Raw genomic sequence first — 22219 nt, forward strand, 5'->3', positions numbered from 1 at the left:
GGCATTTGCTCCTCGGTCAGGCCCCTGAAGTAACCTTTCCCGTCGAGGCGCTCATGGTGGCTCGCCGCGATCTCGGGCACGCCGCGCAGGTGCTTGGGCCACGGCAGCGCCGATAGCATCTTGAAGGTCATCGCGACGTGGTTGTTGATGATCTGCCGGTCCTCGCGCGTGAGCGTGCCGCGCGTGATCGACAGGTTGTACACCTCGTCGGCGCTCAGCAACGGCGCTCGTTCCCCTTCCTCGTTGGTCCACTCGATGCGCGCGATGCGTTGCACGCGCTCGACCTCTTCGAGGCTCATCGACTCGCCGCCGATGTTGACGCGGCGCAGGAAGTTGCGATCGTCGTCGAGCGCGGCGATACGCTGTCCGAGCTCCGCATCCAGACCGGGGGTGTCGGCCCGCGCATTCCCGCCGAGCAGCTTGAGTTTCGCCTTCAGCATCTCGATCTCGGCCTCGCGCTTGACCGCCTCGAAGCGCGTGTCGATCAAATCGATGCGGTCGAAGATCGTCTGCAGCTTGGTTGCCTTGTCGACGATGTGCACCGGCGTGGTCACCTTGCCGCAATCGTGCAGAAGGCCTGCGAGCTTCAGTTCGTAGAGGGCGTGCTCGTCGAGCGAGAAGTCGCGCAATGGCCCCGTGCGGGTGCGGATGGCCGCCTCGGCGAGCATCATGGTGAGCACCGGAACGCGCTGGCAGTGCCCGCCGGTGTAGGGCGACTTGTCGTCGATCGCGGTGTTGATGAGGTTGATGAACGCCTCGAACAGATCTTCCAGCTGGTTGATCAGCAACCGGTTGGTGAGCGCGATCGCCGCCTGCGAGGCGAGCGACTCGGCCAGGCTCTGGTCGGCGGCCGAGAACGCGATGATCTCTCCGCTCGCGCGATCCTGGGCGTTGATAAGCTGCAGCACGCCGATGATCTCGTTCTCGTGGTTCTTCATCGGCACCGTGAGGAACGACTTCGAGCGGTAGCCGGTCTTCTTGTCGAAGTTCTTGGTGCCGGAGAAATCGAACCCTTCCGCAGCGTACGCATCCGGGATGTTGACGGTGCTGTCGTGCAGCACCGAGTACGCCACCACCATCGAGTTGTTCGCCAGGCCGTCGCGTCCGATCAAGTGGATCGGATAGAACGGGATCGGCACGCCCGTGGTCCCGCCCATGGCGATGTTGAGCGAGTCCGTGCGCATGATCTCGAACTGGCAGTTGCCCTCGTCGTTGATGCGATAGAGGGTGCCGCCGTCGGCGTTCGTGATCGTCTTGGCCGCGATCAGGATTTTTTCCAGCAGCCGGGTGATGTCCTTCTCCTTGGAGAGGGACACGCCGATGCCGTTCAGCTCCTCGAGGCGCTTGAACAGGCCTTCCGCGTCGGACGAATCCATGGCGGCCGAAACGGCTACTTGATGCATACCGCGCGAACCTGCTTGATGTCGGTGATGCCCTGCAGGACCTTCTCGATGCCGTCCTGCTTGAGCGTACGCATGCCGTCTTCCAGGGCCGTGGCGACGATTTCCGCCACGCGCGCGTGCTCCTGGATATGCTTCTTGACCGCGTCCGAGCCCAGCAGCAGCTCGTGCAATCCGACCCGCCCCTTGTAGCCGGTGCCGCCGCACACTTCGCAGCCCAGCGCCTCGTAAAGCACGATCTCGCTCTTGTCGTTGCCGAAGCCCTGCACCCACTCCTTGGCGAGCGCGGCGCGTTGTCCCTCCGAATCCTGCTTCCAGCTCGTCGTATGGGCGAGCTCTTGCGCGTATTCGTCCAGCAGCGCATCGATTTCCGGCTGGGTGGCCGCATGCGGGCGCTTGCACTTGCCGCACAGGCGCTTGGCCAGGCGCTGCGCGAGCACACCGAGCAGGGCGTCGGCGAAATTGAACGGGTCCATGCCCATGTCGAGCAGGCGGACGACCGACTCGGGCGCGCTGTTGGTGTGCAGGGTCGCGAACACCAGATGTCCGGTGAGCGAAGCTTCGATGCCAGTGGCGGTGGTCTCCTTGTCGCGCATCTCCCCCACCATGATGATGTCCGGGTCGGCGCGCAGGAACGCCTTCATCGCGACCCCGAACGAAAGCCCGGCCTTCGGATTCATCTGCACCTGGCGCAGGCCCCGCTGGGTGATTTCCACCGGGTCCTCGGCGGTCCAGATCTTGGTGTCGGGCGTGTTGAGATAACCGAGCACGGAGTGCAGCGAAGTGGTCTTGCCCGAACCGGTGGGACCGCAGACGAAGAAAAGTCCGTAGGGTTTCTCGATCGCGGACTTCATGCGTTCGAGATTGCGAGCCGACAGCCCCAGCTTGTCGAGCGGAATCGGCTCGCCCGCGGCCAGTATCCGCATGACGATGTCTTCCATACCCCCCTGGGTGGGAATGGTCGCCACGCGCAGCTCGATGTCGAGCGGGCCGAACTTCTTGAATTTGATCTTGCCGTCCTGGGGCTTGCGCTTCTCCGAAATGTCCAGGTCGCACATGATCTTCAACCGCGCCGCGATCGCACTGCGATAGCTGGACGGAACCGAGATGTAGGGCTGCAAGGAGCCATCCTTGCGGAAGCGGATTTCGGTCTTCTGCTTGCCGGGATAGGGCTCGATGTGGATGTCGGACGCCCCCTGGCTGTACGCATCCACGATGACCTTGTTGACGAGCTTCACCAGCTCGTTGTCGTTGGCGGCGCTGACCGCATCGTCGCCGGCGCCGGCCTCCTCCAGCTCGATCTCGTCCATGTCGCCGAGCATGTCGTCGATCGTCCCGCCCAGGTCGGTCTCGGCGCCGAACATCTGGTCCAGCGTCAGGCCGAACTCGCGCTGCGAGCAGACCTTGAAGACGAGCTTCGCCTTCGGAAAGACATTGTTCACCACCCGCGAGCTCCTGATCTTCTCGGGGTCGGTGGTGACAACCAGGAGGCCATCCTTGCCGTCGTCGACCGGCACCCAGCCGCTGGATTCGCAGAAATCGCGCTTGAGGTTGCGCAGCAGGTCGAGCGGCTTGATCCGGTCCGCACGGTAGGGCTCGTGGGGCACGCCAAAGAAGGCCGCGAGGGCCTCGCCCATGGCATTCGACTTGACCTGGAACTCGTCCAGCAGGACGGTCTCGACCTCGAGATTCTTGCGGCGCGCCGAGCGCGTCGCGAGCTCCAGCTCCTCGGCCGAGATCACTGCGTTGGTCACCAGCGCATCGTACTTCCCGCGCACGATGGCGGGCTGCGCCGCCTTGCTGCGCTGGCGGAAGGCGATGGCGAGCGTCTCCGCCAGATGCGTCACGCCCTCCTCGACCATGGTCGAGAACGGCTGCCCGCCCTTGCTGTTGATGATCTGGATGACGCCCATCAGGTCCTTGCTGGGCCCGTCGATCACCGGCGCCACCAGCATCTGCTTGGTGCGATAGCCCGTGCGCTTGTCGACCTCCTTCAGGAAGTTGAGCTGCGGGCTGTAGGACTTGAGCTCGGTGTCGTCGTACACGTCGCGGATGTTGATCACCCGCTTGTGCGTGGCGCAGTAGCCGGCGATGCTCTGCTCGCTGATCGGCAGCTTCAGGTCTTTGAACTGGTTCAGGCCCATCTTCACCTTGGAGATGATGGACACCTTGTCCTCGGACACGGCATAGAGCGTCAGGCGATCGGCGTTGAACAACGAGCAGATATCCTGCGACAGCTCCAACATGATCTCGTCGATGTTGTTGGTCGCATGGATCTTGTTGGTCACCGCCTGCAGGTTGCGCGAGAACGTCAGCTTCTCGGCGAGCACGCTGTCTTCCGCGGCCGGCTTGCTTTCGAGTACGCTGCTCATGGTTTCACCCTTTGCAGGAAGGGCTGCGGGTTGCTGTGGCTGTAAGTCATAGCTCGAATACTTGGTCGTTGCGCAACATGCGCGGGGCATATTCGGCCGCGCATTCTTCGATCTCGCGCATGATGATGTCGGGCTCGCCCGGCTTGAGGTGCGTGATATAGACGTCGGCCTTGCGCCTGAGCTTCGCCAGCTCCTCGGCCAGCATGCTGGGGCACAGATGCTTGGACGCGACGGCCAAATCCCGCTCCCTGTTGCAGAACGCCGTTTCTATGATCAGGTAGCGCAGGTTCTCGATCCGGTTCACGACTTTCCACAGTTCGTCGTTGCTGGTGGTATCGCCGGTGAAGACGAGGCTTGCGCGCCCGCTGTCCACATGATAGCCCACCGCAGGCACGACGTGGTTCGCCGGCACCGGAGTGATCGAGCGCCCTCCCAGCTCGACTGCGGTGCCGATTCGAACCGGCTGCAGTCGCAGATAGGGGTTCTCCCGGCTCGGGATCTGGGTGAAATCGGGCCAGATCTTCCAGTTGAAAACGTGGGTGCGGATGATGTCCAGAGTTGCCTCGATGGCATGCACCGTAAGGGGTGCGGCGCGCATGCCGCCGACCGTATCGGCGATGAACGGAATGGAGGCGATGTGATCCATGTGCGAATGGGTCACGAAGACGTGGTCTATCGCGCTCAGCTGGGCGATCGAGAGCTCCCCTGCCCCGGTGCCTGCGTCGATCAGGATGTCGTCGTCGATCAGCATCGAGGTGGTGCGCAGGCAGCCGCCGATGCCGCCGCTGCAGCCGAGGATTCTCAGCTTCATGGTCTATTTGTGCTCGAAAGTGAAAGCGCCGTCCCAGCCCCTGCCTGGCGGACTGGTACGGAACGCGCCGATGCGTTCCACGTAGAGCTGGTAGAGCCTGCTCTCGGGTGAGATTTTCAGCAGGTTGATCAACTGCAGCTCCGCCATATCCCAATCCTGGGCGCGGTAAAGCTTCAGTGCCTGCGAGAAGAGCCTGAGCTCGTCGAGGGTGCGCTTGTCCACCTCGCCCGCCGCGCCGATCGGCTCGTAAATGGCCACGGGTTCCAGCTTGCCCTTGACCCGCACGCGGTCGAGCTCGCGGTATACGAAATCCTGGGCGGTGAGGCTCCGGGTCGATTCGCCGACGATGATGGCAACGCCGTATTCCTTCGTGAGGCTCTCGAGCCGGGAGGCGAGATTGACGGCATCGCCCATGACCGTATAGGCGAGCCGGACGCTCGAGCCCATGTTGCCCACGCTCATGCGCCCGGTGTTCAGGCCTACGCCAATCTGGATCTGGGGCCAATTGCGGCTCCTGAACTCGGGTTGCAGCGCGGCCAGCTTGCGGTGCATCTCCAGCGCCGCCTTGATGCCTTGCCTGGAATGGTCCTGCGCCGGCAGCGGCGCACCCCAGAACGCCATGATGGCGTCTCCCATGTACTTGTCTATGGTTCCGCGCTGACTGTAGATGACTTCCGTCAAGGGCGTGAGGAATTCGTTCATCAGGCTGGAAAGTTCCTTCGGCTCCAACCCCTCGGAAATCGTCGTGAAGCCGCGCACGTCGGAGAACAGCACGGTCATCTCGCGGCTCTCGGGCTCCATCGAGAAGCTCGCCGGGTTCTTCGCCATCTCGTCCACCAGCTCCGGCGGGACGTATTGCCCGAACAGACTCGTGATCTGGCGCTTGCCGCGGGCCTCGACAAAAAAGCCGTACGCCATGCTGAAGATGAACAGCACCGCAATCATCACCACCCCCGATGCCAGCGGCAGCACCAGGTTTTCGTAGTGAAAGATCGCGATGTTGACCGCCACCACCGCCGCCAGCGCGCCCACCGTGGCGAGAGCCTGCCGGTCCGGCGTGAGCAGCGGCAGTGCGAGGGTCATGGCGACTCCGGTGAGCAGCAGCAGCACGATCTCGGCGCCCAGCACGTAGGGGGGCTTTTGCTTGATGCTCTGGTCGAGCATGCCGGCGATCAGGTTGGCGTGGATCTCCACCCCGGGAAAGACCGAAGCGACCGGCGTCGATCGCAGGTCGAACAGTCCTGGCGCCGTGGTCCCGACGAGCACGATCTTCCCCTTGAGGTCAGCTGGGTCCGCCTTGCCCTGGATAACGTCCGCGGCGGGCAAGTACTTGAAGCTGCCTTGTTTGCCCCGGTACGGCACCAGCGCGGTGACGCGGTCGTCCACGGGGATGTGCAGCGGACCCACCTGCAGCCATTCCAGCCCCTGGTAGCCGCGCGACCAGATGCCCTCGGCGGGGTATCCCGGCACAACCTTGGGCAGGCTGATCGTCGTCGCCCCGCTCTTGGCGGCTGCCGACATCCCCAGCAGCACGCGCACCATCGCGAGCGACAGCGGCTCGTAGTAGGCGCCCTTGTATTCCACCAGCATGGGCACGCGGCGCGACACCCCGTCGGGATCGGTGTACGGATTGAAGTGGCCGGCGCCGGCCGCTGCCTCGAGCAGCTTCGGTAGATTGCCGCCATAGCCCTGGGCGGTATAGAAAGGAATGTTCTTGCCGGCGAACGTGCCGGGTGGAAGCACCGGCGCGGGCAGCATGCCGCTCACGGCAGCCCGGCGCTCGGAGGAGAAATAGTAACCGAGCACTACGGGGCGCTGGCGCATGCGCTCGGCGAACAAGCGGTCGTAGTCGAGCTGCGGCTCCATCCGCGACAGCGCGGACTGGAACGAGGCGTTGTCCTTCAGCTGCGATTTCGCCAGATCGCGCAATACGCCGAGCCCCGAGCTCTGGTCGCGCTCCGCGAACACCACGTCGAACCCGACGATCGCGGCCCCGTACTTGTCGAACAGATTGTCCATCATGAGCGCGAGCCGGTTACGCGGCCACGGCCAGCGCCCCTCGCCGCCCTCCTCGCGCGGACGCAGACTGTCTTCGTCGATGTCGATGATGACGATGCGCTCATCCAGGGTCTTCGGCATCGTGAGATTGAGCCGCGCATCGTAAGTGAGCGCTTCCAGGTGCTCCACTAGCGGCAGCCGGATCCAGCCGGCCGCGTGGGCGAGGAACGCCAGCACGACCAGGATGCCGAAGCCGATGCGCACGGCGTGCTTCTTCAAGCGGCCCCCGTTCGTTGGGGTGTTTGCGGGTTGGGAACGATCAGGCTCATCGGCGCGGATGCGCGGTCAGGCGCGGATGCGAGCATAGCGGAGGTTCGGCGTGCGCATCGGCGGAATAGAGGGATAAACGAGGGGCTTGCGTAGGATCGAAGGCGTGTGGGTGGCTACGCACCGAAAACCGGGTCGAACGGTCGGCTGCGGCATCGCCGCCGGCGCAGGCGACGCCGATTCAGGTCCCGGAATGTGCGCAACGCTGGCCGCCTCCCTGACGGCACCAGGCGTTTCCGTCCGCTCTAGGGGCTCCGGACGCTGGAGCGTGCGCCAGCACTTCTTGCTTATACCGCGCAAATGGGCTGTCGGCATCCTTGTTCTGGGTCACCGACCATACCAGTGCGTCTTCGGTGAAAAGCGTGTCGCAGAACTTGCCGATGGGTAGGTGATCGATGCACATGCCTTGCGACTCGGCGCGCCGTGCACACACGTAGAGCGCGAGCTGGTCGAGATAGCGCCGTGCCCGTCCGCCCGGGAGATTGAATGCGAGGAGCGCGCCCAGCTCGCGCAGGAAGCGCACGCTCGCCGCGGACCTGCGGAACGCGCAGAAGCCCCCTAGGTAACAGTGCCATGGCGGTTCGTGCTCCGCCCGCACCAGCCCGATATCCCCCGCGCCAGCGAGCGCGGACCCCAGATCGGCGCGTACGAGGCTGTCGGCGTCGAGCATGACGACGCGGTTTTCCGTTTCCCGCACGATCTGATAAAGACGCACGAACCGCGCGCACGCACAGTACAGGGACTTGCCCGAATAGTCGTCGAACGCCACCGTCTCCCACGTAACGCTCAGCGGGAGCGCAATCACCGCCGCACGCAGTTTGTCGACAGTTGCCCACGTTTGGGCTGTGGGCTCGAAAAGATGCAGGTGGATCGCAGCGTCGCCGCGCTGCGCTCGTATCGAATGCACCAGCGCAACGGCATGCCGCTCCAAATATCCGGCGTCGCAGGCGACAAAATGAAGGAGAGCGTCCGAGGGCAAGGCGACAAGCGGCAAGCCCTCGATTGCCGGTAAGCGGTCGAGATAACTGTCGTCATCCAAGTTGTGAAGCGGCCGCCAGTCGAACAGCAGATCGAGCTCGTGCGAGGGTTTGCCCATGCCGAGCTGGGCCGACACGATGCAGAGATCCGTCGCCCCGGGAATCGTATCCGCCCCCAGCGCGCGCGCCGCCCGTCCTGCAGCCAAGGCCTGGGGCCAGGCGCGGTCGAGCGTGTACACCAGGGCGAGCACCGCGTGCCCATACCCGTATCCCGCGTCGGCACGCAGCGCCTGCTCGATCAGATCCAGACCGGCGCGCACCCGGCGGAACCGGATGAGCAGAAGACCCCAGTTGAGCAGGTAAGCCGGTGTCGCGGTGGACAAGTGCGGCTCCCTGCCATCTTGCACGGGCGGTAGAGAGAGCTGACGCAAATGGCGTAACCAGTCAGGGTGGGCTTTTTTCCACGGGGAATCCCGTTCCGGCAATGCGTCGATCCGGCGAGCAATATCCGGAAAGGCTCGGCGATAGAGCGCGTAAGCGTCGTCTTCCCGTTCTTGGAGCAGGCGTGCGTTCGCGAGCGCCGCTACGTAAAGCGCATTGCCGGCGTCCATCTCGACTGCGCGCTCGAGCGCGGCTGCGGCCGCATCGCAATTGCCGAGCGCGCAGGCGACGAGACCGAGCGCGTAGTGCGCCAACGACGATTCCGGCCACGCACGAGCGGCCTGCTGGGCGGCAGCATGCGCTTCGGCAGGGTTGCCCGCACCGTACGCCGACCACGCGCGCTGCATGGCCTCGGCATGAAGCCGGCTGGCGCGCGTACCAAACCCAAAGAATTTGCGCAGCAGGGCAGTGAGCATCGGTTTCGCGCGACGAGCGCCTAGCCCGGACATTTCATCGGGGTGCGGGAGGTCGCCGGGAATTCGCGAACGTATACGTTGGCGCCGGCGAACGGCGAGTCGGATTGCGAGCCAGTTTGGGCTCGGCCGTCGCAGCCAATAGCCAGACTATTGGCAAGACCGATATGCACAAAATGGCCGCCAGCGACCGTGCAGGTCGACGTTCAAATCGTTCGTAGCTACTGGCTCAAACACGTCACTACTCAAAGCATTGGTTACGATTCGGGCCGGCCTGGTGAAATATTCGGGCTGGCGCGGGCAACCGGAAAGCGGCGAAAGCGCAGTCGAGTGGCGCTCAGCCGCCCTTGTGAAAGAACTCCATCTTCACACCGGCCAATTCGACGACGTCGTGATCGCGCAGCGGGTGCGCCTGCGCGTCGAGCGTCCTGCCGTTCACGATCGGAAAGTTGGCGCCCTCGACGTGAGTGATGTAGTAGCCTTGCGGGCGCCGGGTGATGACGGCCACCTGGACGCTGGGCTTGCCGAGGGTGGTGAGGTTCTTGACCAGCTCGAGCTCCTTGCCGGCGCTCGGCCCGGTCAGGATCTGGATCGCGCCCACCAATTGACCCGCCTGCGCCGGGGCCTGCGGCTGCAGGTTGGTCTGGGTGGGCGCGGGCGCCGCATGCGACTGCGTCGCAGTCGCGAAGGGCTGCGTCGTGGGCCTCACTGCGGCTGGCGGCGGCGATGGGGGCGGGGCAGCGGGCCCGGGCTGCTGGCCGGTAATCAGGCTCGGGGCCTGACCCATCGGCGCCGGTTGGGTAGAAGTTGCCGTGGCGGCGGGGCTTGCACCGAAGGCCGGGCCCGCGCCGGTCTGCGCGGCGCGCGCCGCCATCCCGGGGCGTATGACCATGGTCTTCTCGAATTCGGCCGCGACGCCAGGCTGGATGCCGGTTGCCATGTGCTCCGCGATGTACTTCAGCTTGTACTTGCCGATCTCGACCACGTCGTTGTGCTGCAGGATGTGCTTCTTGATCGGCACGCCGTTGACGAGCGTGCCGTTGGTGCTGCCGAGATCCTCGAGAAACGAATCGTTGAGGATGGTGACGATCAGGGCGTGCTCGCCACTTACGGCCAGATTGTCGATCTGGAGGTCATTGCTCGAACGGCGCCCGATGGTCAGGCGCTCCTTGTCGAGGGGGACTTCCTTCATCACCGTCCCGTCCAGACTGAGAATCAGCTTCGCCATGGCAGTACCCCGTGCTTATTTGAACCACGATAAGAGCCGCGCAATCCAGCCCTTGGGCGCAGCATAGTCGTCCTTGACCCTGACCAGTATCACCGAAATGTTATCCCGACCGCCATTGTCGTTCGCTTGCTGAACGAGCTGTTCCGCCGCCAATTGCAGATTGGCCTGCAGGCTGGTCAGCGTGAGCTGCATGTCGTCGTCCCCGACCATGTCGCTGAGCCCGTCCGAGCACAGCAGGTAGGTATCGCCCGGCTTGGTCTCGTAAACATGAACCTCGGTATCGACCTCGGCGTCGATGCCCAGTGCGCGCGTCACCAGGTTCTTGTTCTGAGACAGCTTGGCCGCCTCGCGGGTAATCATGCCGCTGTCGATCTGTTCCTGCAACAAGGAATGGTCGCGTGTGACCTGCTCGAACGTTTCCTCCCGCAGGCGGTACAGGCGCGAATCGCCCACGTGGGCCACGCAGACACGGTTGTCGAAGAACAACGCCACCACCAGGGTGGTGCCCATGCCCGAGTACTGCGGCTGGCTGCGGGCCGCCTCGAAGATCGAGGTATTGGCCTTCGCGCTATGTTCACGGGCAATGCGCTCCGCTTCGGTCTGGCCGCTGCCGGGATCGACCGAGTGCAGCGCGCTGCCATCGAGCGCGCGCTTGGTCTCGGACGATACGACGGCCACGGCGATCCCGCTGGCCACCTCGCCCGCGTTGTAACCGCCCATGCCATCGGCAAGCACGGCCAGGCCGATCGCCGGTTCGGTGCCGATCGAATCCTCGTTGTGCGATCGCACTCGCCCCGGATCGGTGGCCGAGGCGAACTCCAGAGCCGCGGACAATATGGCCATGCGCTTGCGCTACAACCCGATATCTATCGTGTCCGCGGTGAGGCTCGCGACGCAGGCGCGGATGGCCCTCGCCATCTCCTCGCCGGTCTGGAAGCGCTCTTCCGGATTCTTGGCCAGCGCCCGATTGATGATGGCGGCCAGGCAATCGGGCACGTCGGGGCGGATCGCGACGATGTCGGGATGCGGCTCGTTGGCAATCTTGAACATCAGTTGCGCCATGGAATCGCCCTGGAACGGAAGCTTGCCGCAGATCATCTGGAACATGGCCGCGCCGAGCGAGAACAGGTCCGACTGTCCGCCGATCTTCTTGCCCGCGAGCTGCTCGGGCGACATGTACGAGGGCGTGCCGAGCACCATGCCCGTCTTGGTGCGCGAGGAGTCGGTGATGCGCGCGATGCCGAAGTCGGTGACCTTCACCGAGTCGCTTTCCGGCTCGTACATGATGTTGGCCGGCTTGATGTCGCGGTGGACCACGTTCTGCGAATGCGCGTAGCTCAGCGCCTCGGCCACCCGCGCCATGATGCTCATGGTCTTGGCGATCGGCAGCAGGTTGTCCGGCTTGGTGTACGGCACCAGGTCCCTGCCCTTGAGGAATTCCATCGCGATGTAGGCGAGGTCGTGCTCCTCGCCGGCATCGAAGATGGTGACGATATGGGGGTGATTGAGCCGACCCGCGGTCTCGGCCTCGCGGAAAAAGCGCGCCTTCACGTCCTCGATCTCATCGGCGTCGAACTCCTGCGCCAGCGCCATGGTCTTGATCGCGACCACCCGGTTGATCTTGGGGTCGCGGCCGCCGTAGACGACGCCCATGGCGCCCTTGCCGAGCTCGCGCTCCACCTGGTAGCGGCCCAGCATCGGCTTCTCGGTGCCGGCCCCGAGCAGCATGGTGCCGCCGGGATGCGAGCCCGTGCCGCCGAGCATGACGGTCTCGCTCATCGCCTTGGCCCGCCCCAGGCGCTGCTCCAGGTCGCGGAACTTCGGGTTGTAATCCGCCATGTAGCGGAACACCGACTCGGTCTTGTTGAACTGGCGCTTGCGCTCGAAGTCGAGTCCCAGGTTGTACAGCAGGTCCATGACCGAATCGTCGAACGGGAGCTTGCGGAACATGTCGAACGCCGTGTCCAGCTGCCCCTGACCTTGCAGGGCGAGGCCCAGCATCCGATTGGAATGCGCCGACTCGGCCTCGGATTTCTCCTTGCCCTTCTCCGTGAGCAGGAAGCGCTTGGTCGTGAGCAGCGCATGGCCCACCACCAGCAGCACCGCGGCCGTCATGAACTGGATCCACGTCTGCTCGCCGATCATCAAGGCGAAGTGCCCCACGATCAGTGCGACCAGGATCACGAGCGACACGACCGCGGCCGTGCCCGCCTTCAACCGCGGCAGGACGGCGATCAGGTAGGCAGCGACCAGGACGATCAGCAGCAACTGTACCCAGATGCCCCAGCTCGGCGCGACGAAGTAGTGCTCGCGCAGAATGCTCGATACCGTGTGCGCCATGGTCTCGACCGGCGAGGTCGCTGCGGACACGGGCGTCACCTGCGCCTGGCCGAGCCCGGTGGCGGTGGGACCGATCAGCACGATCTTGTCGCGATACTTCTCGGGCGGGATCTTGCCGGTGTAGACGTCGAAGAACGAGTCGATTGCGAACGGCGGGCGCCCGCCGTCCTGGTCCGAATAGAAGTAGGTGTACATGCGCAGATTCGAATCGGTCCGAATCTTGAGCTTGCCCAGGACGAGCTCCTCGCCGAAATTGAGGCGAATGTCGGCCGGCGTGAGATTGAGGCTTTGCGCCGCCAGCATCACCGACATGGCGGGGAAGTACTTGTCGTAATAACGCACCACCAGCGGCTCGGTGCGCACCGCGCCGTCGACATCGCGGTCGGCATTGAGATGCCCGAGCGCCGCCGCGGACGTCGCGAAACCCTCCAGCGGATAGAGCGGATTGATGGCCGGGATCGGCAGGCGCTCGACTTCCACGCCACGATCGGAAGCCGAGATGCTGCTCTTGAGGATGTATTCGGGCAGCGGCCGGTCGGGATTGCCCTGGGGCTCGACCAGCGCCTGGAACACGAACGGCAGCACGACGTTGTCGGCGCGCTTGAAACTGCCTTGCAGCCTGGCGTCGGTGTTGAGCGCTTCGGCCGCCTCGGCCAGGAGGCGGTTGAACTGGCCCGCGGCCGGATCGGCGGCGTTGCGGAACGACGACGAGGCGAAGACGTCGGTCAGCTTGTTGATGTATTCCAGCCCCGGATCGATCTGCGGCTCGAAGAAGAATACGTTGTAGCCGATCACCTTGGCCTTGGCGCCGATCAGCAGCTCGGTCATGCGCGCATGCACGTCGCGCGGCCACGGCCAGCGGCCGATGTTGGCGATGCTCTGATCGTCGATGGCGATGACGGCAATGCGGTCGCTCGGGGTTTGCGCCGTGGCGCGCACGCCGAGGTCGTAGGCCTTGCGCTCCAGGCTCTGCAACAGCTCTTGGGGAGACAGAATGAGGATCACCAGCGTGGCCAGCACACCGATGAACCAATCCGACCGCCAGAAACCGAGCCTGTTCATCCCTTCCCCGCGTTTTGTCTTTTTTTTCTAGTGGTTAACGCCGATGGATTAACTATTCTACGATATTCACCGGAAAAGCATATGATTTTCTGGGTAGTAATCGGGTTGGCACGGGGTGCTATGGCGCCCGCGCAACACCGGCTAACCGCACGTCATGGCGCTGCTCGAGGCTTCGCATCCGCACTTGCAGGGCCATGAGAGATCGCCGCATCCCCCATCCCGGCGGCGCGGATCAATCCTAAGCGGTCGATGCCGGCGGCGTAACGCGGAGCAGGCCGCCAAAGCGGCGGCTTGGCGGCGGATTGGCGGGGCGGATTGGCGGCGGATTGGCGGCGGATTGGCGGCGGATTGGCGGCGGATTGGCGGCGGATTGAAAGCCGGGCCAAGCCCGGGGGAACCCGTCGCTGCAGGCGCAGGCGGACCCCGGAAAGCAGAGAACGGTGGATGCGCCCAGTGTGTGGTGAATCGTTAATTCGTTGTAATTCGTCATTCCCGCGCACGCGGGAATCCAGAACGAAACGCCGCCTGGACCCCCGCGTTCGTGGGGGTGACAACGAACTTCTGACTCAGGACACTGACGTCGCCTGCGCGGGAAGGCCGTTCCCGCGACGACTTGCCCCGGCTAGACCCCGACGAAGGTGCCGGCGGTGACGCCGGCCGAGCGCGCGAACTCGGCCGCGCCCATTTTCTTGCCGTCCTCGTGCCGCAGGCGCAGTACTTCGATCTGCCCCCCCTGGGCGGTGATCCGGATGCTTTCGTCGCCGATCGAGGTGATTTCGCCGATCTTTCCGACCACGTCGGCGAAACGGCGGAACACGATCTTGCGGGCGTCGTACAGGTAGAGCTTCTTGCCCCCGATCGTGGTCCAGGCACCAGGCGCCGGATTGCAGCCGCGGACGAGGTCGTAGACCTGGCCGACGGGCTTCGTCCAGTCGATCCGCGCTTCGGCGCCGCGGCACCAGCCCTCGTAGGTTGCCTGCGACTCGTCCTGCACGGTCTCGGTGTGCTTGCCCGCGTGGACGAGATCTGCCGCTTCCAGCATGGTGCTCACGCCCATGGAGAAGAGCTTGTTGAAATAGACGTCGCCCAGGGTCTCGTCGGGGCCGATATCGCAAGACTTCTGTAATACCACCGGGCCCTCATCCAGCCCGTCGGTGGGGCGGAAGATGGTGAGCCCCGTGCGCGTGGCGCCCTGGATGATGGGCCAATTGATCGAGCTCGGGCCGCGGTGCCTGGGCAGGAGCGAGGGGTGATACTGGATCGTGCCGAGCCGCGGGATGGTGACGAACTCCTGCGGCGCGAACAGCAGCACGTAGGCCATGATGCCAAGGTCGACGTTCAGGCCGCGCAACGCCTCCTGCGCCTCGGGCTTGCGATACGAGGGAAACTGGAACAGCTCGAGGCCCTTCTCCTGCGCCGCGACCTTCAACGGATCGGGCCGGGCGCCTTCCTTGTCGGACGCAACGAACACGCCGGCGACCTCGTCGCCGCGGGCGAAGAATGCCTCCAGGACGGCCTTGCCATAGTCCTGCTGGCCGATGATCGCTATTTTCATCCTTGGCTCCTTCACTTCTTCCGCGGCGGAACGCTGAACGCACCGGCGGACTTCAGAGCCGCCATGCGCGCCTCATCGTAGCTCAACACTTCTCGCAAGACCTCGTCGGTGTGCTCACCCAGCGTGGGCGAACGCTCGATTCTTGCCGGGGAAGCGGACAGCTTGATCGGCATGCCGACGTTGTACCACGTGCCGCGCTGGGGATGATCGAGCTCGACCCACATGTCGCGCCCGCGCACGTGCTCGTCGTTCGCAAGATCCTCGGTGCTCATGATCGGGCCACAGGGCACGTCGAGCGGATTCAAGATCGCCATCAACTCGCGCTTGCTGTATTGCTCGGCGAACTTGTTGATGAGCGTCCACATGAGGTCCTGGTTCTTGCGCCGCTCGCCGATCGTGGCCAGCCGCGGGTCGGTCGCCATCTCGGGCATCCCGACCTCCGGGCCGATGCGCTTGCCGAGCGCCGCCCACACCGCCTCCTGCACCACGACGTAGAGCCAGTCGTTTGCGCCGTGCGGCTTGCAGTGGATCGCGTTGCCGAGCTGGCCACCGCCGGAGTCGTTGCCGGCGCGCGGAACCTCGCCCATGCCCCGGTAGGTCGGCACCGAATACTCGCTGAGCGGCCCGCGCGTGAGACGCTGATGGTCGCGGAATTTCACCCGGCACAGGTTCATCACCCCGTCCATCATGGCGACCTCGACGTACTGGCCCTCGCCCGTGCGCTCGGCCTGGCGCAGCGCGGCGAGCAGCCCGATGGCAAGGTGCAGGCCCGTGCCCGAATCACCGATCTGAGCCCCGGTGACGAACGGCGGCCCCTCGGGCACGCCCGTGGTGCTCATCGCCCCACCCATCGCCTGGGCGACGTTCTCGTAGGCCTTGAACTCGGCATAGGGGCCCGTGGAGCCGAAGCCCTTGATCGAGCCCATGACGATCTTCGGGTTGATCTCGCGGATCTTTTCCCAGGGAAAGCCGAAGCGGTCCAGCACGCCGGGGCCGAAGTTCTCCATGACGATGTCGCACTTCTGCAGCAGGTCGACGAAGACCTGCTTGCCCTCGGCCGTCTTCATGTTGACGGTGATCGAGCGCTTGTTGCAGTTGAGCATCGTGAAGTACAAGCTGTCGGCGTTCGGCACATCGCGCAGTTGCCCGCGCGTGGCGTCGCCCTGCGGATTTTCGAACTTGATCACGTCCGCGCCCATCCAGGCGAGCAGCTGCGAGCACGTGGGCCCGGCCTGCACGTGCGTCATGTCGAGGATGCGCACACCCTTCAATGCTTCCATTCTTTCCTCCAGTGCCGCGTGGCGGCAATTTCCTTCTCGCGTGGCGGCAATCTTCCTTCGCGATCCTCGCGGCTATTTCTTCTTCGCGCTCGTCGGATTCAAGCTCGTGATGCGCCCGCTCTCGGTGCCGGCAGCCTCGTCGATCACGGCATTGACGAGCGTGGGCTTGCGCGAATGCAGCGCCTCCTCCATCGCCTTGCGCAGCTCGGCGGGGGTGGTGGCGTGCACGCCCACGCCGCCGAAGGCTTCCATCAGCTTGTCATAGCGCGCGCCCTTGACGAACGCGGTCGGCGCCGGGTCCGCTCCGCCGGTCGGATTCACGTCCACGCCGCGGTAGACGCCGTTGTTGTTGAACACCACGATGCACACCGGAAGGTCGTAGCGGCAGATCGTCTCCACTTCCATGCCGGAGAAGCCGAACGCGCTGTCGCCCTCGATGGCGATCACGGGCTCGCCGCTGACCACCGCGGCTGCGACGGAAAAGCCCATGCCGATGCCCATCACGCCCCAGGTGCCGACGTCCAGGCGCTTGCGTGGCTTGTACATGTCCACGATGCTGCGGGTGAAGTCGAGCGCGTTGGCGCCTTCGTTGACCAGGATCGCGTCCGGATTCGCTTTCACGATATCGCGCACCACGTTGAGGGCGCTATGGAAGTTCATCGGCGTCGGATTCTTCTCCAGCGTCTCGGCCATGCGGGCGATGTTCTTCACCTTGCGCTCGGCGATCGCGCCCAGCCACTCGGCGGGCGGTTTGCCCCAGCTGCCGCCGATGCCGGCGAGGAGCGCGGCCACGCACGACCCGATATCGCCGACCACCGGCGCATCGATGGCCACGTTGCTGTCGGCCTCGGTCGGCGAAATGTCGACCTGGATGAACTTCTGGCCGCCCCAGTCCTTCGAGCCCTTGCCGCCCCAGGTCTTGCCCTTGCCGTGCGACAGCAGCCAGTTCAGGCGCGCGCCGATCAGCATGACGACATCGGCCTCGGGCAGCACGTAGGAACGCGCGGCCGCCGCCGACTGCTCGTGCGTGTCGGGCAGCAGGCCCTTGGCCATCGACATCGGCAGATACGGGATACCGGTCTTTTCGACCAGGGCACGGATGTCCGCGTCGGCCTGCGCGTAGGCCGCGCCCTTGCCCAGCACGATGAGCGGACGCTTGGCGCTCTTCAGCAGGTCGAGCGCGCGCTGCACCGCAGCTTGCGCCGGGATCTGCCGCGGCGCCGGGTCGACCACCTTGATCAGGGATTTTCTGCCAGCTTGCGCGTCGACCGACTGGGCGAAGAGCTTGGCCGGCAGATCCAGGTAGACGCCGCCCGGACGGCCGGAAACCGCCGCGCGAATGGCGCGCGCGATGCCCACGCCGATGTCGTCGGCGTGCAGCACGCGGAATGCGGCCTTTGCGAGCGGCTTGGCGATCGCCAGCTGATCCATTTCCTCGTAGTCGCCCTGCTGCAGATCGACGACCTCGCGTTCGCTGGAGCCGCTGATGAGGATCATCGGGAAGCAGTTGGTGGTGGCGTTGGCGAGCGCCGTGAGGCCGTTGAGGAATCCGGGGGCGGAGACCGTGAGGCAGATGCCGGGTGTCTGCGTCATGAAGCCGGCGATCGCCGCCGCGTGGCCCGCGTTCTGCTCGTGGCGAAACGCGATCAGGCGCATGCCCTCGGCCTGCGCACGGCGGGTGAGGTCGGTGACGGGGATACCGGGCAGCGCGAAGATCGTATCGATGCCGTTCAGCTTGAGCGCATCGATGACCAGTTGAAAGCCGTCAGTCGTTTCCTGGGATTGTGCATCGGTCGCAGTGCTGAGATCGGTCATGGTGAGATGCCTCGCGTTCTCGCCGTCGATTGAACAGGCGCTTTCCAATGGACATTCGCCGTGAAAGGTCAGCAGGGCCTCGATTCACGGCAGATGCGGGCCAACTCGGGCCGGGCGGTGCTGCGGCTGTGATTGTGGCGCGACTATGATAGAGGGCTCCATGCGCAGACGCTCTTGACCGCGATCAAGATTCGCATCGCGGACCCCCGAGGCCGCGGCTCTGCGGCTCTGCGCCCCATGGGGCGAAGCCCCGATTCGCTATGCGGGCGAAGGCCCCGATTCGCTCTACGGGCGAGGCCGCAATTCGCTATATACTCGACCGCGGTAGACAGCGCGCGAGCGCCACAAATGCCCCTGCTCGCAGTCCATCCCGAAGCCCGCATCGTCCGCATTCAATTGCGGCAAAACTTTGCGCTCAAGAATCTCACCGCGGCGCAATGGCAGGAGCTGGAGCCGCAGCTCGAAATCGTCGACTACCCCAAGAGCGAGCTGCTCGAGCATCAGGGCGACCGCGCGATGGAGCAATATTTCATACTCGACGGCATATTGAAGCGCGTGGTCTCGAACGCCGAAGGGCACGAAATGATCCTGCGCTTCGCCGCCGAAACCGACATCGATACCAGCTACGCCGCCTGGCGCCTGAAAACCCCCATCCCCTACTCGATCCGGGCGGTGACGCGCGTGCGTGCCGCCAAGCTGTCGATGGAGGAATGGGTCGCCTTCATGGAGCGGCACCCGGCGGTGAAGTCGGCGTTCGAATTCCAGGTGATGAAGCTGATGAGCGAAGTGATGGCGCACGTCATCACGCTGCATCTGCTGGATGCCCCCGGGCGGGTACAACGATTCCTGCGCAAGAACGCCCAGCTCGGCGAGCGCCTGCCCAAGAAGGAGCTCGCTTCCTACTTGAATCTTTCGCCCGAAACGCTGAGCCGGCTGAAGAAGCGCGGCAAGATCAGCGTACCGTAGAGGAAGGTTGCGCGGGCCAGGAGCGGGCGAGCGGACGTGTTCACACCAAACTGCGGCCAGGCGGTCGCGGTCAGCTCGGTTGCGACTGGCGCGCGCGCGGCAGCAGCCGCGCCAGCAGCGGCCAAAGCAGCAGCACCAGGGCAAGGGCAGTGATGCCCCCGACCAGTCCGTTGCTGAAGAAGATGCGTACGTCGCCCTGCGACATGAGCATGGACTGGCGGAAGGAATCCTCGGCGCGATCGCCGAGCACCAGCGCGAGCACCAGCGGGGCCAGCGGGTAGTCGAGCTTCTTGAACGTGTAGCCGACCACGCCGAACAGCAGCATCAGCCAGATGTCCATCATGGCATTGTGGACGGTGTAGGCGCCCATGGAGCAGATCACGATGATGATCGGCGCGATGACCGAAAACGGCACCTTGAGGATGGCGGCGAAGAAGGGCACGCAGGTGAGCACGACGATGAGCCCGGCGAGATTGCCCAGGTACATGCTGGCGATGAGCCCCCAGACGAAGTCTTTCTGCTCGACGAACAATAGCGGCCCGGGCTGCAGTCCCCAGATCAGCAATCCGCCCAGGAGCACGGCCGCGGTCGGGCTTCCGGGCACGCCCAGGGTCAGCATCGGCAGCAAAGCGCTCGTTCCCGCCGCGTGCGCCGCCGTTTCCGGCGCGACCACGCCTTCGAGCTGCCCGGTGCCGAACTTGTGTCCGTCGCGCGACACCCGCTTGGCCACGCCGTAGCTCATGAACGAGGCGGGCGTAGCGCCGCCGGGCACGATGCCCATGGCGCAGCCGATCAGGCAGGCGCGAAACGACGACGCCCAGTAGCGCGGCAGCTTGGCCCAGGTTTCCAGCACGATGCGCGAATTGATCTTCGCGCTCTTGCCCCTGAACGCCAGTCCTTCCTCCATCGACTGCAGGATTTCGCCGATGCCGAACAGGCCGATGACGGCGACCAGGAAATCGAACCCGCGCATCATCTCGGAGGAGCCGAAGGTGAGACGAAGCTGGCCGGTCACGGTATCGATCCCCACCGCGGCGAGCGCGAAGCCGATCATCATGGCGGCGACGATCTTGAACGGCGATCCCTTGCCCAGTCCGACGAAGCTGCAGAAGGTGAGCAAATACACCGAGAAGAATTCCGGCGGCCCGAACTGGAGCGCGAAGCCGGCCACCAGCGGGGCGAGAAAGGTGAAGATGATGACGGCGAACAAGGCGCCCACGAACGACGACGTGAAGGCGGCGGTCAGGGCCTCGCCGGCGCGGCCCTGCTGGGCCATCGGATAGCCGTCGAAGGTGGTTGCAACCGACCACGGCTCGCCCGGGATATTGAACAGCACCGACGTGATGGCGCCGCCGAACAACGCCCCCCAGTAGATGCAGGAGAGCATGATGATGGCCGAGGTCGGGGGCATGGAGAACGTGAGCGGCAGCAGGATCGCGATGCCGTTGGCGCCGCCGAGGCCGGGCAGCACGCCGATGATGACCCCCAGCAGGATGCCGAGGAACATGAGCAGCACGTTCAGCGGCGAGAGCGCCACTGCGAAACCGTGGAAAAGCGCGCTCAGTTCTTCCACGTCACGTCTCTGCGCACGCATGCTGCCACGATTCGGACGCGGCGCATCAGTAACCCAGGAATGCGAGCGGATCCAGCAAGCCCTTGTACAGCGGGACTTTGAACCACACCTCGAACATCAGGAAGAAGATCGTCATCACACCCACGCCCACCGCCGCCGCCACAACCATCGAGTAGCGACCGAGCCAGAACATGAAGATGGCGATGTAGGCGGCCGCGGCGAGGTAGATACCGATCACCTGGATGCCCAGCACGTACACCGCGGCCGGACCCAGCACCTGCATGACCCGCTTGAGCGCCACCCAGGTGACGAACACCGGCGGCCCGGCATGCTTGCCGACGACGGCGTGGAGCAGGATCATGGTCGCGCAAGAACAGATGATCACGCCGATGTAAAACGGGAAGTAGCCGGCTTGCGGACCGTCGGACGCCCAGCTGGCCCCCAGACGGAAACTGTCGTACACGACCACGGCGCCCAACAGGAAGATCGTCGCCGCAACGACGATCTCCACGGCTCGCGTCGATATGCCGTGCCGGGATTGCGCGCTGTCATCCACGCTCGAACGACCTCCCTGCTCGATTACGCGCCGCCGCGCAAGCCGCTGCTCTAGGCGGCATCTTGCACGGCGGCCAATGCCAAATTGCCGGGTTGCGAGGCTACTTCTTCGCCATGAACCCCGCTTCCTGCATCAAGCCGCGGTGCGTCGTCTCCGCCTGCTCCACCCACTTGACGTATTCGGGGCCGCTCATGAACGTGGTATTGAAGGCACCGTCGTTCATGAACTTTTTCCATTCCGGCGTTTCGCGGACCTTCTGGAACACGCCGACGTAGTAATCGACCGCATCCTTCGGAATGCCCGGGGCGGCGAAAATGCCGCGCAGCATGACGTAATCGACCGGGACGCCGGCTTCCTTGCACGACGGAATGTCGTTCCAGGACATGTCGCCGGCAATCTTGTCCTTGTACGGCATGCGCTCCGAATCGAACACGCACAAGGGCCGCAGCTTGCCGCCGCGCCAGTGCGCCACGCCCTCGATCGGATTGTTCACCGAGGAGTCGATGTGCTTGCCGACCAGTTGCACCGCGACCGTGCCGCCGCCCTTGAACGGGATGTAGGTGAACTTGGCTCCCGTCGCTTTCTCCAGCGCGACCGTGATGATCTGGTCTTCCTGCTTCGAGCCCGTTCCGCCCATCTTGAACTTGTTGGGGCCCGCGGCCTTGACCGCGCCCAGATAGTCCTTGGCCGTCTTGTGCGGCGACTCCGCGTTGACCCACAGCACGAACTGATCGAGTGCGAGCATCGCGACCGGGGTCAGGTCCTTCCAGTTGAAAGGAACGCCGGTGGCCAGGGGCGTCGTGAACAGGTTGGAGAGCGTGATGATGATCTTGTGCGGATCGTTCTTCGCCTCCTTGATGTGGAGGAAGCCCTCGGCGCCCGCACCCCCGGACTTGTTCACCACGATCAGGGGCTGCTTCATGAGGCTGTGCTTCTGTACGATCCCCTGCAGCAGGCGCGACATCTGGTCCGCGCCGCCGCCGGTTCCCGCCGGCACGACGAACTCCACGGGCTTGGTGGGCTCCCACGCCCAAGCACCGGCCGGCAATCCGATCACGGCTGCGGCCGCGGCCGCGAGCACGAACGAGCCCCGTGCGCGCCTGAA

15 protein-coding genes are annotated in these 22219 nt (G+C 64.7%); 1 reads left to right on the top strand and 14 read right to left on the bottom strand.

What is annotated here, in order from left to right:
• The 11 genes from GEV05_20840 to GEV05_20890 all read right to left on the bottom strand — a co-directional run.
• A partial coding sequence (locus tag GEV05_20840; GenBank protein ID MPZ45785.1) for a GAF domain-containing protein occupies nucleotides 1-1376 on the bottom strand: 1376 nt, incomplete at its 3' end.
• A 14-nt stretch (nucleotides 1377-1390) separates the two neighbouring features.
• Complete coding sequence (locus GEV05_20845; protein ID MPZ45786.1) at nucleotides 1391-3772, bottom strand: GAF domain-containing protein; 2382 nt, start codon at nucleotides 3770-3772, stop codon at nucleotides 1391-1393.
• 46 nt (nucleotides 3773-3818) lie between these two features.
• Nucleotides 3819-4583, bottom strand: coding sequence for an MBL fold metallo-hydrolase (locus GEV05_20850; GenBank protein ID MPZ45787.1), 765 nt, complete (start codon nucleotides 4581-4583; stop codon nucleotides 3819-3821).
• A 3-nt stretch (nucleotides 4584-4586) separates the two neighbouring features.
• Complete coding sequence (locus tag GEV05_20855; protein MPZ45788.1) at nucleotides 4587-6860, bottom strand: CHASE2 domain-containing protein; 2274 nt, start codon at nucleotides 6858-6860, stop codon at nucleotides 4587-4589.
• Nucleotides 6861-7089: 229 nt separating this feature from the next.
• The gene (locus GEV05_20860) at nucleotides 7090-8742 is read right to left on the bottom strand and encodes a hypothetical protein (GenBank protein MPZ45789.1); all 1653 of its coding nucleotides are present in this window, start codon (nucleotides 8740-8742) and stop codon (nucleotides 7090-7092) included.
• A gap of 334 nt (nucleotides 8743-9076) precedes the next feature.
• A complete protein-coding gene (locus GEV05_20865; GenBank protein ID MPZ45790.1) occupies nucleotides 9077-9967 on the bottom strand; it encodes an FHA domain-containing protein in 891 nt (296 codons plus the stop codon).
• A 15-nt stretch (nucleotides 9968-9982) separates the two neighbouring features.
• Complete coding sequence (locus tag GEV05_20870; protein ID MPZ45791.1) at nucleotides 9983-10810, bottom strand: Stp1/IreP family PP2C-type Ser/Thr phosphatase; 828 nt, start codon at nucleotides 10808-10810, stop codon at nucleotides 9983-9985.
• 9 nt (nucleotides 10811-10819) lie between these two features.
• On the bottom strand, nucleotides 10820-13369 hold the full coding sequence (locus GEV05_20875; GenBank protein MPZ45792.1) for a CHASE2 domain-containing protein: 2550 nt from the start codon (nucleotides 13367-13369) through the stop codon (nucleotides 10820-10822).
• Nucleotides 13370-13991: 622 nt separating this feature from the next.
• On the bottom strand, nucleotides 13992-14924 hold the full coding sequence (locus GEV05_20880; GenBank protein ID MPZ45793.1) for a methionyl-tRNA formyltransferase: 933 nt from the start codon (nucleotides 14922-14924) through the stop codon (nucleotides 13992-13994).
• Between the two features lie 11 nt (nucleotides 14925-14935).
• On the bottom strand, nucleotides 14936-16204 hold the full coding sequence (gene frc / locus GEV05_20885) for a formyl-CoA transferase (GenBank protein MPZ45794.1): 1269 nt from the start codon (nucleotides 16202-16204) through the stop codon (nucleotides 14936-14938).
• A 72-nt stretch (nucleotides 16205-16276) separates the two neighbouring features.
• A complete protein-coding gene (locus tag GEV05_20890; GenBank protein MPZ45795.1) occupies nucleotides 16277-18019 on the bottom strand; it encodes an oxalyl-CoA decarboxylase in 1743 nt (580 codons plus the stop codon).
• A gap of 348 nt (nucleotides 18020-18367) precedes the next feature.
• On the opposite strand from GEV05_20890, the gene GEV05_20895 reads away from it, so the two are divergent.
• Complete coding sequence (locus GEV05_20895; GenBank protein ID MPZ45796.1) at nucleotides 18368-18985, top strand: cyclic nucleotide-binding domain-containing protein; 618 nt, start codon at nucleotides 18368-18370, stop codon at nucleotides 18983-18985.
• Between the two features lie 70 nt (nucleotides 18986-19055).
• On the opposite strand, the gene GEV05_20900 is transcribed toward GEV05_20895, so the two are convergent.
• The 3 genes from GEV05_20900 to GEV05_20910 form a co-directional block, all read right to left on the bottom strand.
• Entirely contained in the window at nucleotides 19056-20558 is a 1503-nt protein-coding gene (locus GEV05_20900) for a tripartite tricarboxylate transporter permease (GenBank protein ID MPZ45797.1), read from the bottom strand.
• 46 nt (nucleotides 20559-20604) lie between these two features.
• Entirely contained in the window at nucleotides 20605-21114 is a 510-nt protein-coding gene (locus GEV05_20905; protein MPZ45798.1) for a tripartite tricarboxylate transporter TctB family protein, read from the bottom strand.
• 100 nt (nucleotides 21115-21214) lie between these two features.
• Nucleotides 21215-22195 (bottom strand): tripartite tricarboxylate transporter substrate binding protein, encoded by a 981-nt coding sequence (locus GEV05_20910; GenBank protein MPZ45799.1) that lies wholly within the window; start codon nucleotides 22193-22195, stop codon nucleotides 21215-21217.
• Nucleotides 22196-22219 lie beyond the last annotated feature (24 nt).

This window comes from Betaproteobacteria bacterium (assembly GCA_009377585.1).
Taxonomy (GTDB): domain Bacteria; phylum Pseudomonadota; class Gammaproteobacteria; order Burkholderiales; family WYBJ01; genus WYBJ01.

What these genes read in the sequence shown, in the direction of transcription:
- GEV05_20870 (MPZ45791.1), bottom strand. Translation starts at nt 10,810, where the DNA reads ATGGCCATATTGTCCGCGGCTCTGGAGTTCGCCTCGGCCACCGATCCG.
- GEV05_20860 (MPZ45789.1), bottom strand. Translation starts at nt 8,742, where the DNA reads ATGCTCACTGCCCTGCTGCGCAAATTCTTTGGGTTTGGTACGCGCGCC.
- GEV05_20850 (MPZ45787.1), bottom strand. Translation starts at nt 4,583, where the DNA reads ATGAAGCTGAGAATCCTCGGCTGCAGCGGCGGCATCGGCGGCTGCCTG.
- GEV05_20875 (MPZ45792.1), bottom strand. Translation starts at nt 13,369, where the DNA reads ATGAACAGGCTCGGTTTCTGGCGGTCGGATTGGTTCATCGGTGTGCTG.
- GEV05_20845 (MPZ45786.1), bottom strand. Translation starts at nt 3,772, where the DNA reads ATGAGCAGCGTACTCGAAAGCAAGCCGGCCGCGGAAGACAGCGTGCTC.
- GEV05_20865 (MPZ45790.1), bottom strand. Translation starts at nt 9,967, where the DNA reads ATGGCGAAGCTGATTCTCAGTCTGGACGGGACGGTGATGAAGGAAGTC.
- GEV05_20895 (MPZ45796.1), top strand. Translation starts at nt 18,368, where the DNA reads ATGCCCCTGCTCGCAGTCCATCCCGAAGCCCGCATCGTCCGCATTCAA.
- frc (MPZ45794.1), bottom strand. Translation starts at nt 16,204, where the DNA reads ATGGAAGCATTGAAGGGTGTGCGCATCCTCGACATGACGCACGTGCAG.
- GEV05_20890 (MPZ45795.1), bottom strand. Translation starts at nt 18,019, where the DNA reads ATGACCGATCTCAGCACTGCGACCGATGCACAATCCCAGGAAACGACT.
- GEV05_20880 (MPZ45793.1), bottom strand. Translation starts at nt 14,924, where the DNA reads ATGAAAATAGCGATCATCGGCCAGCAGGACTATGGCAAGGCCGTCCTG.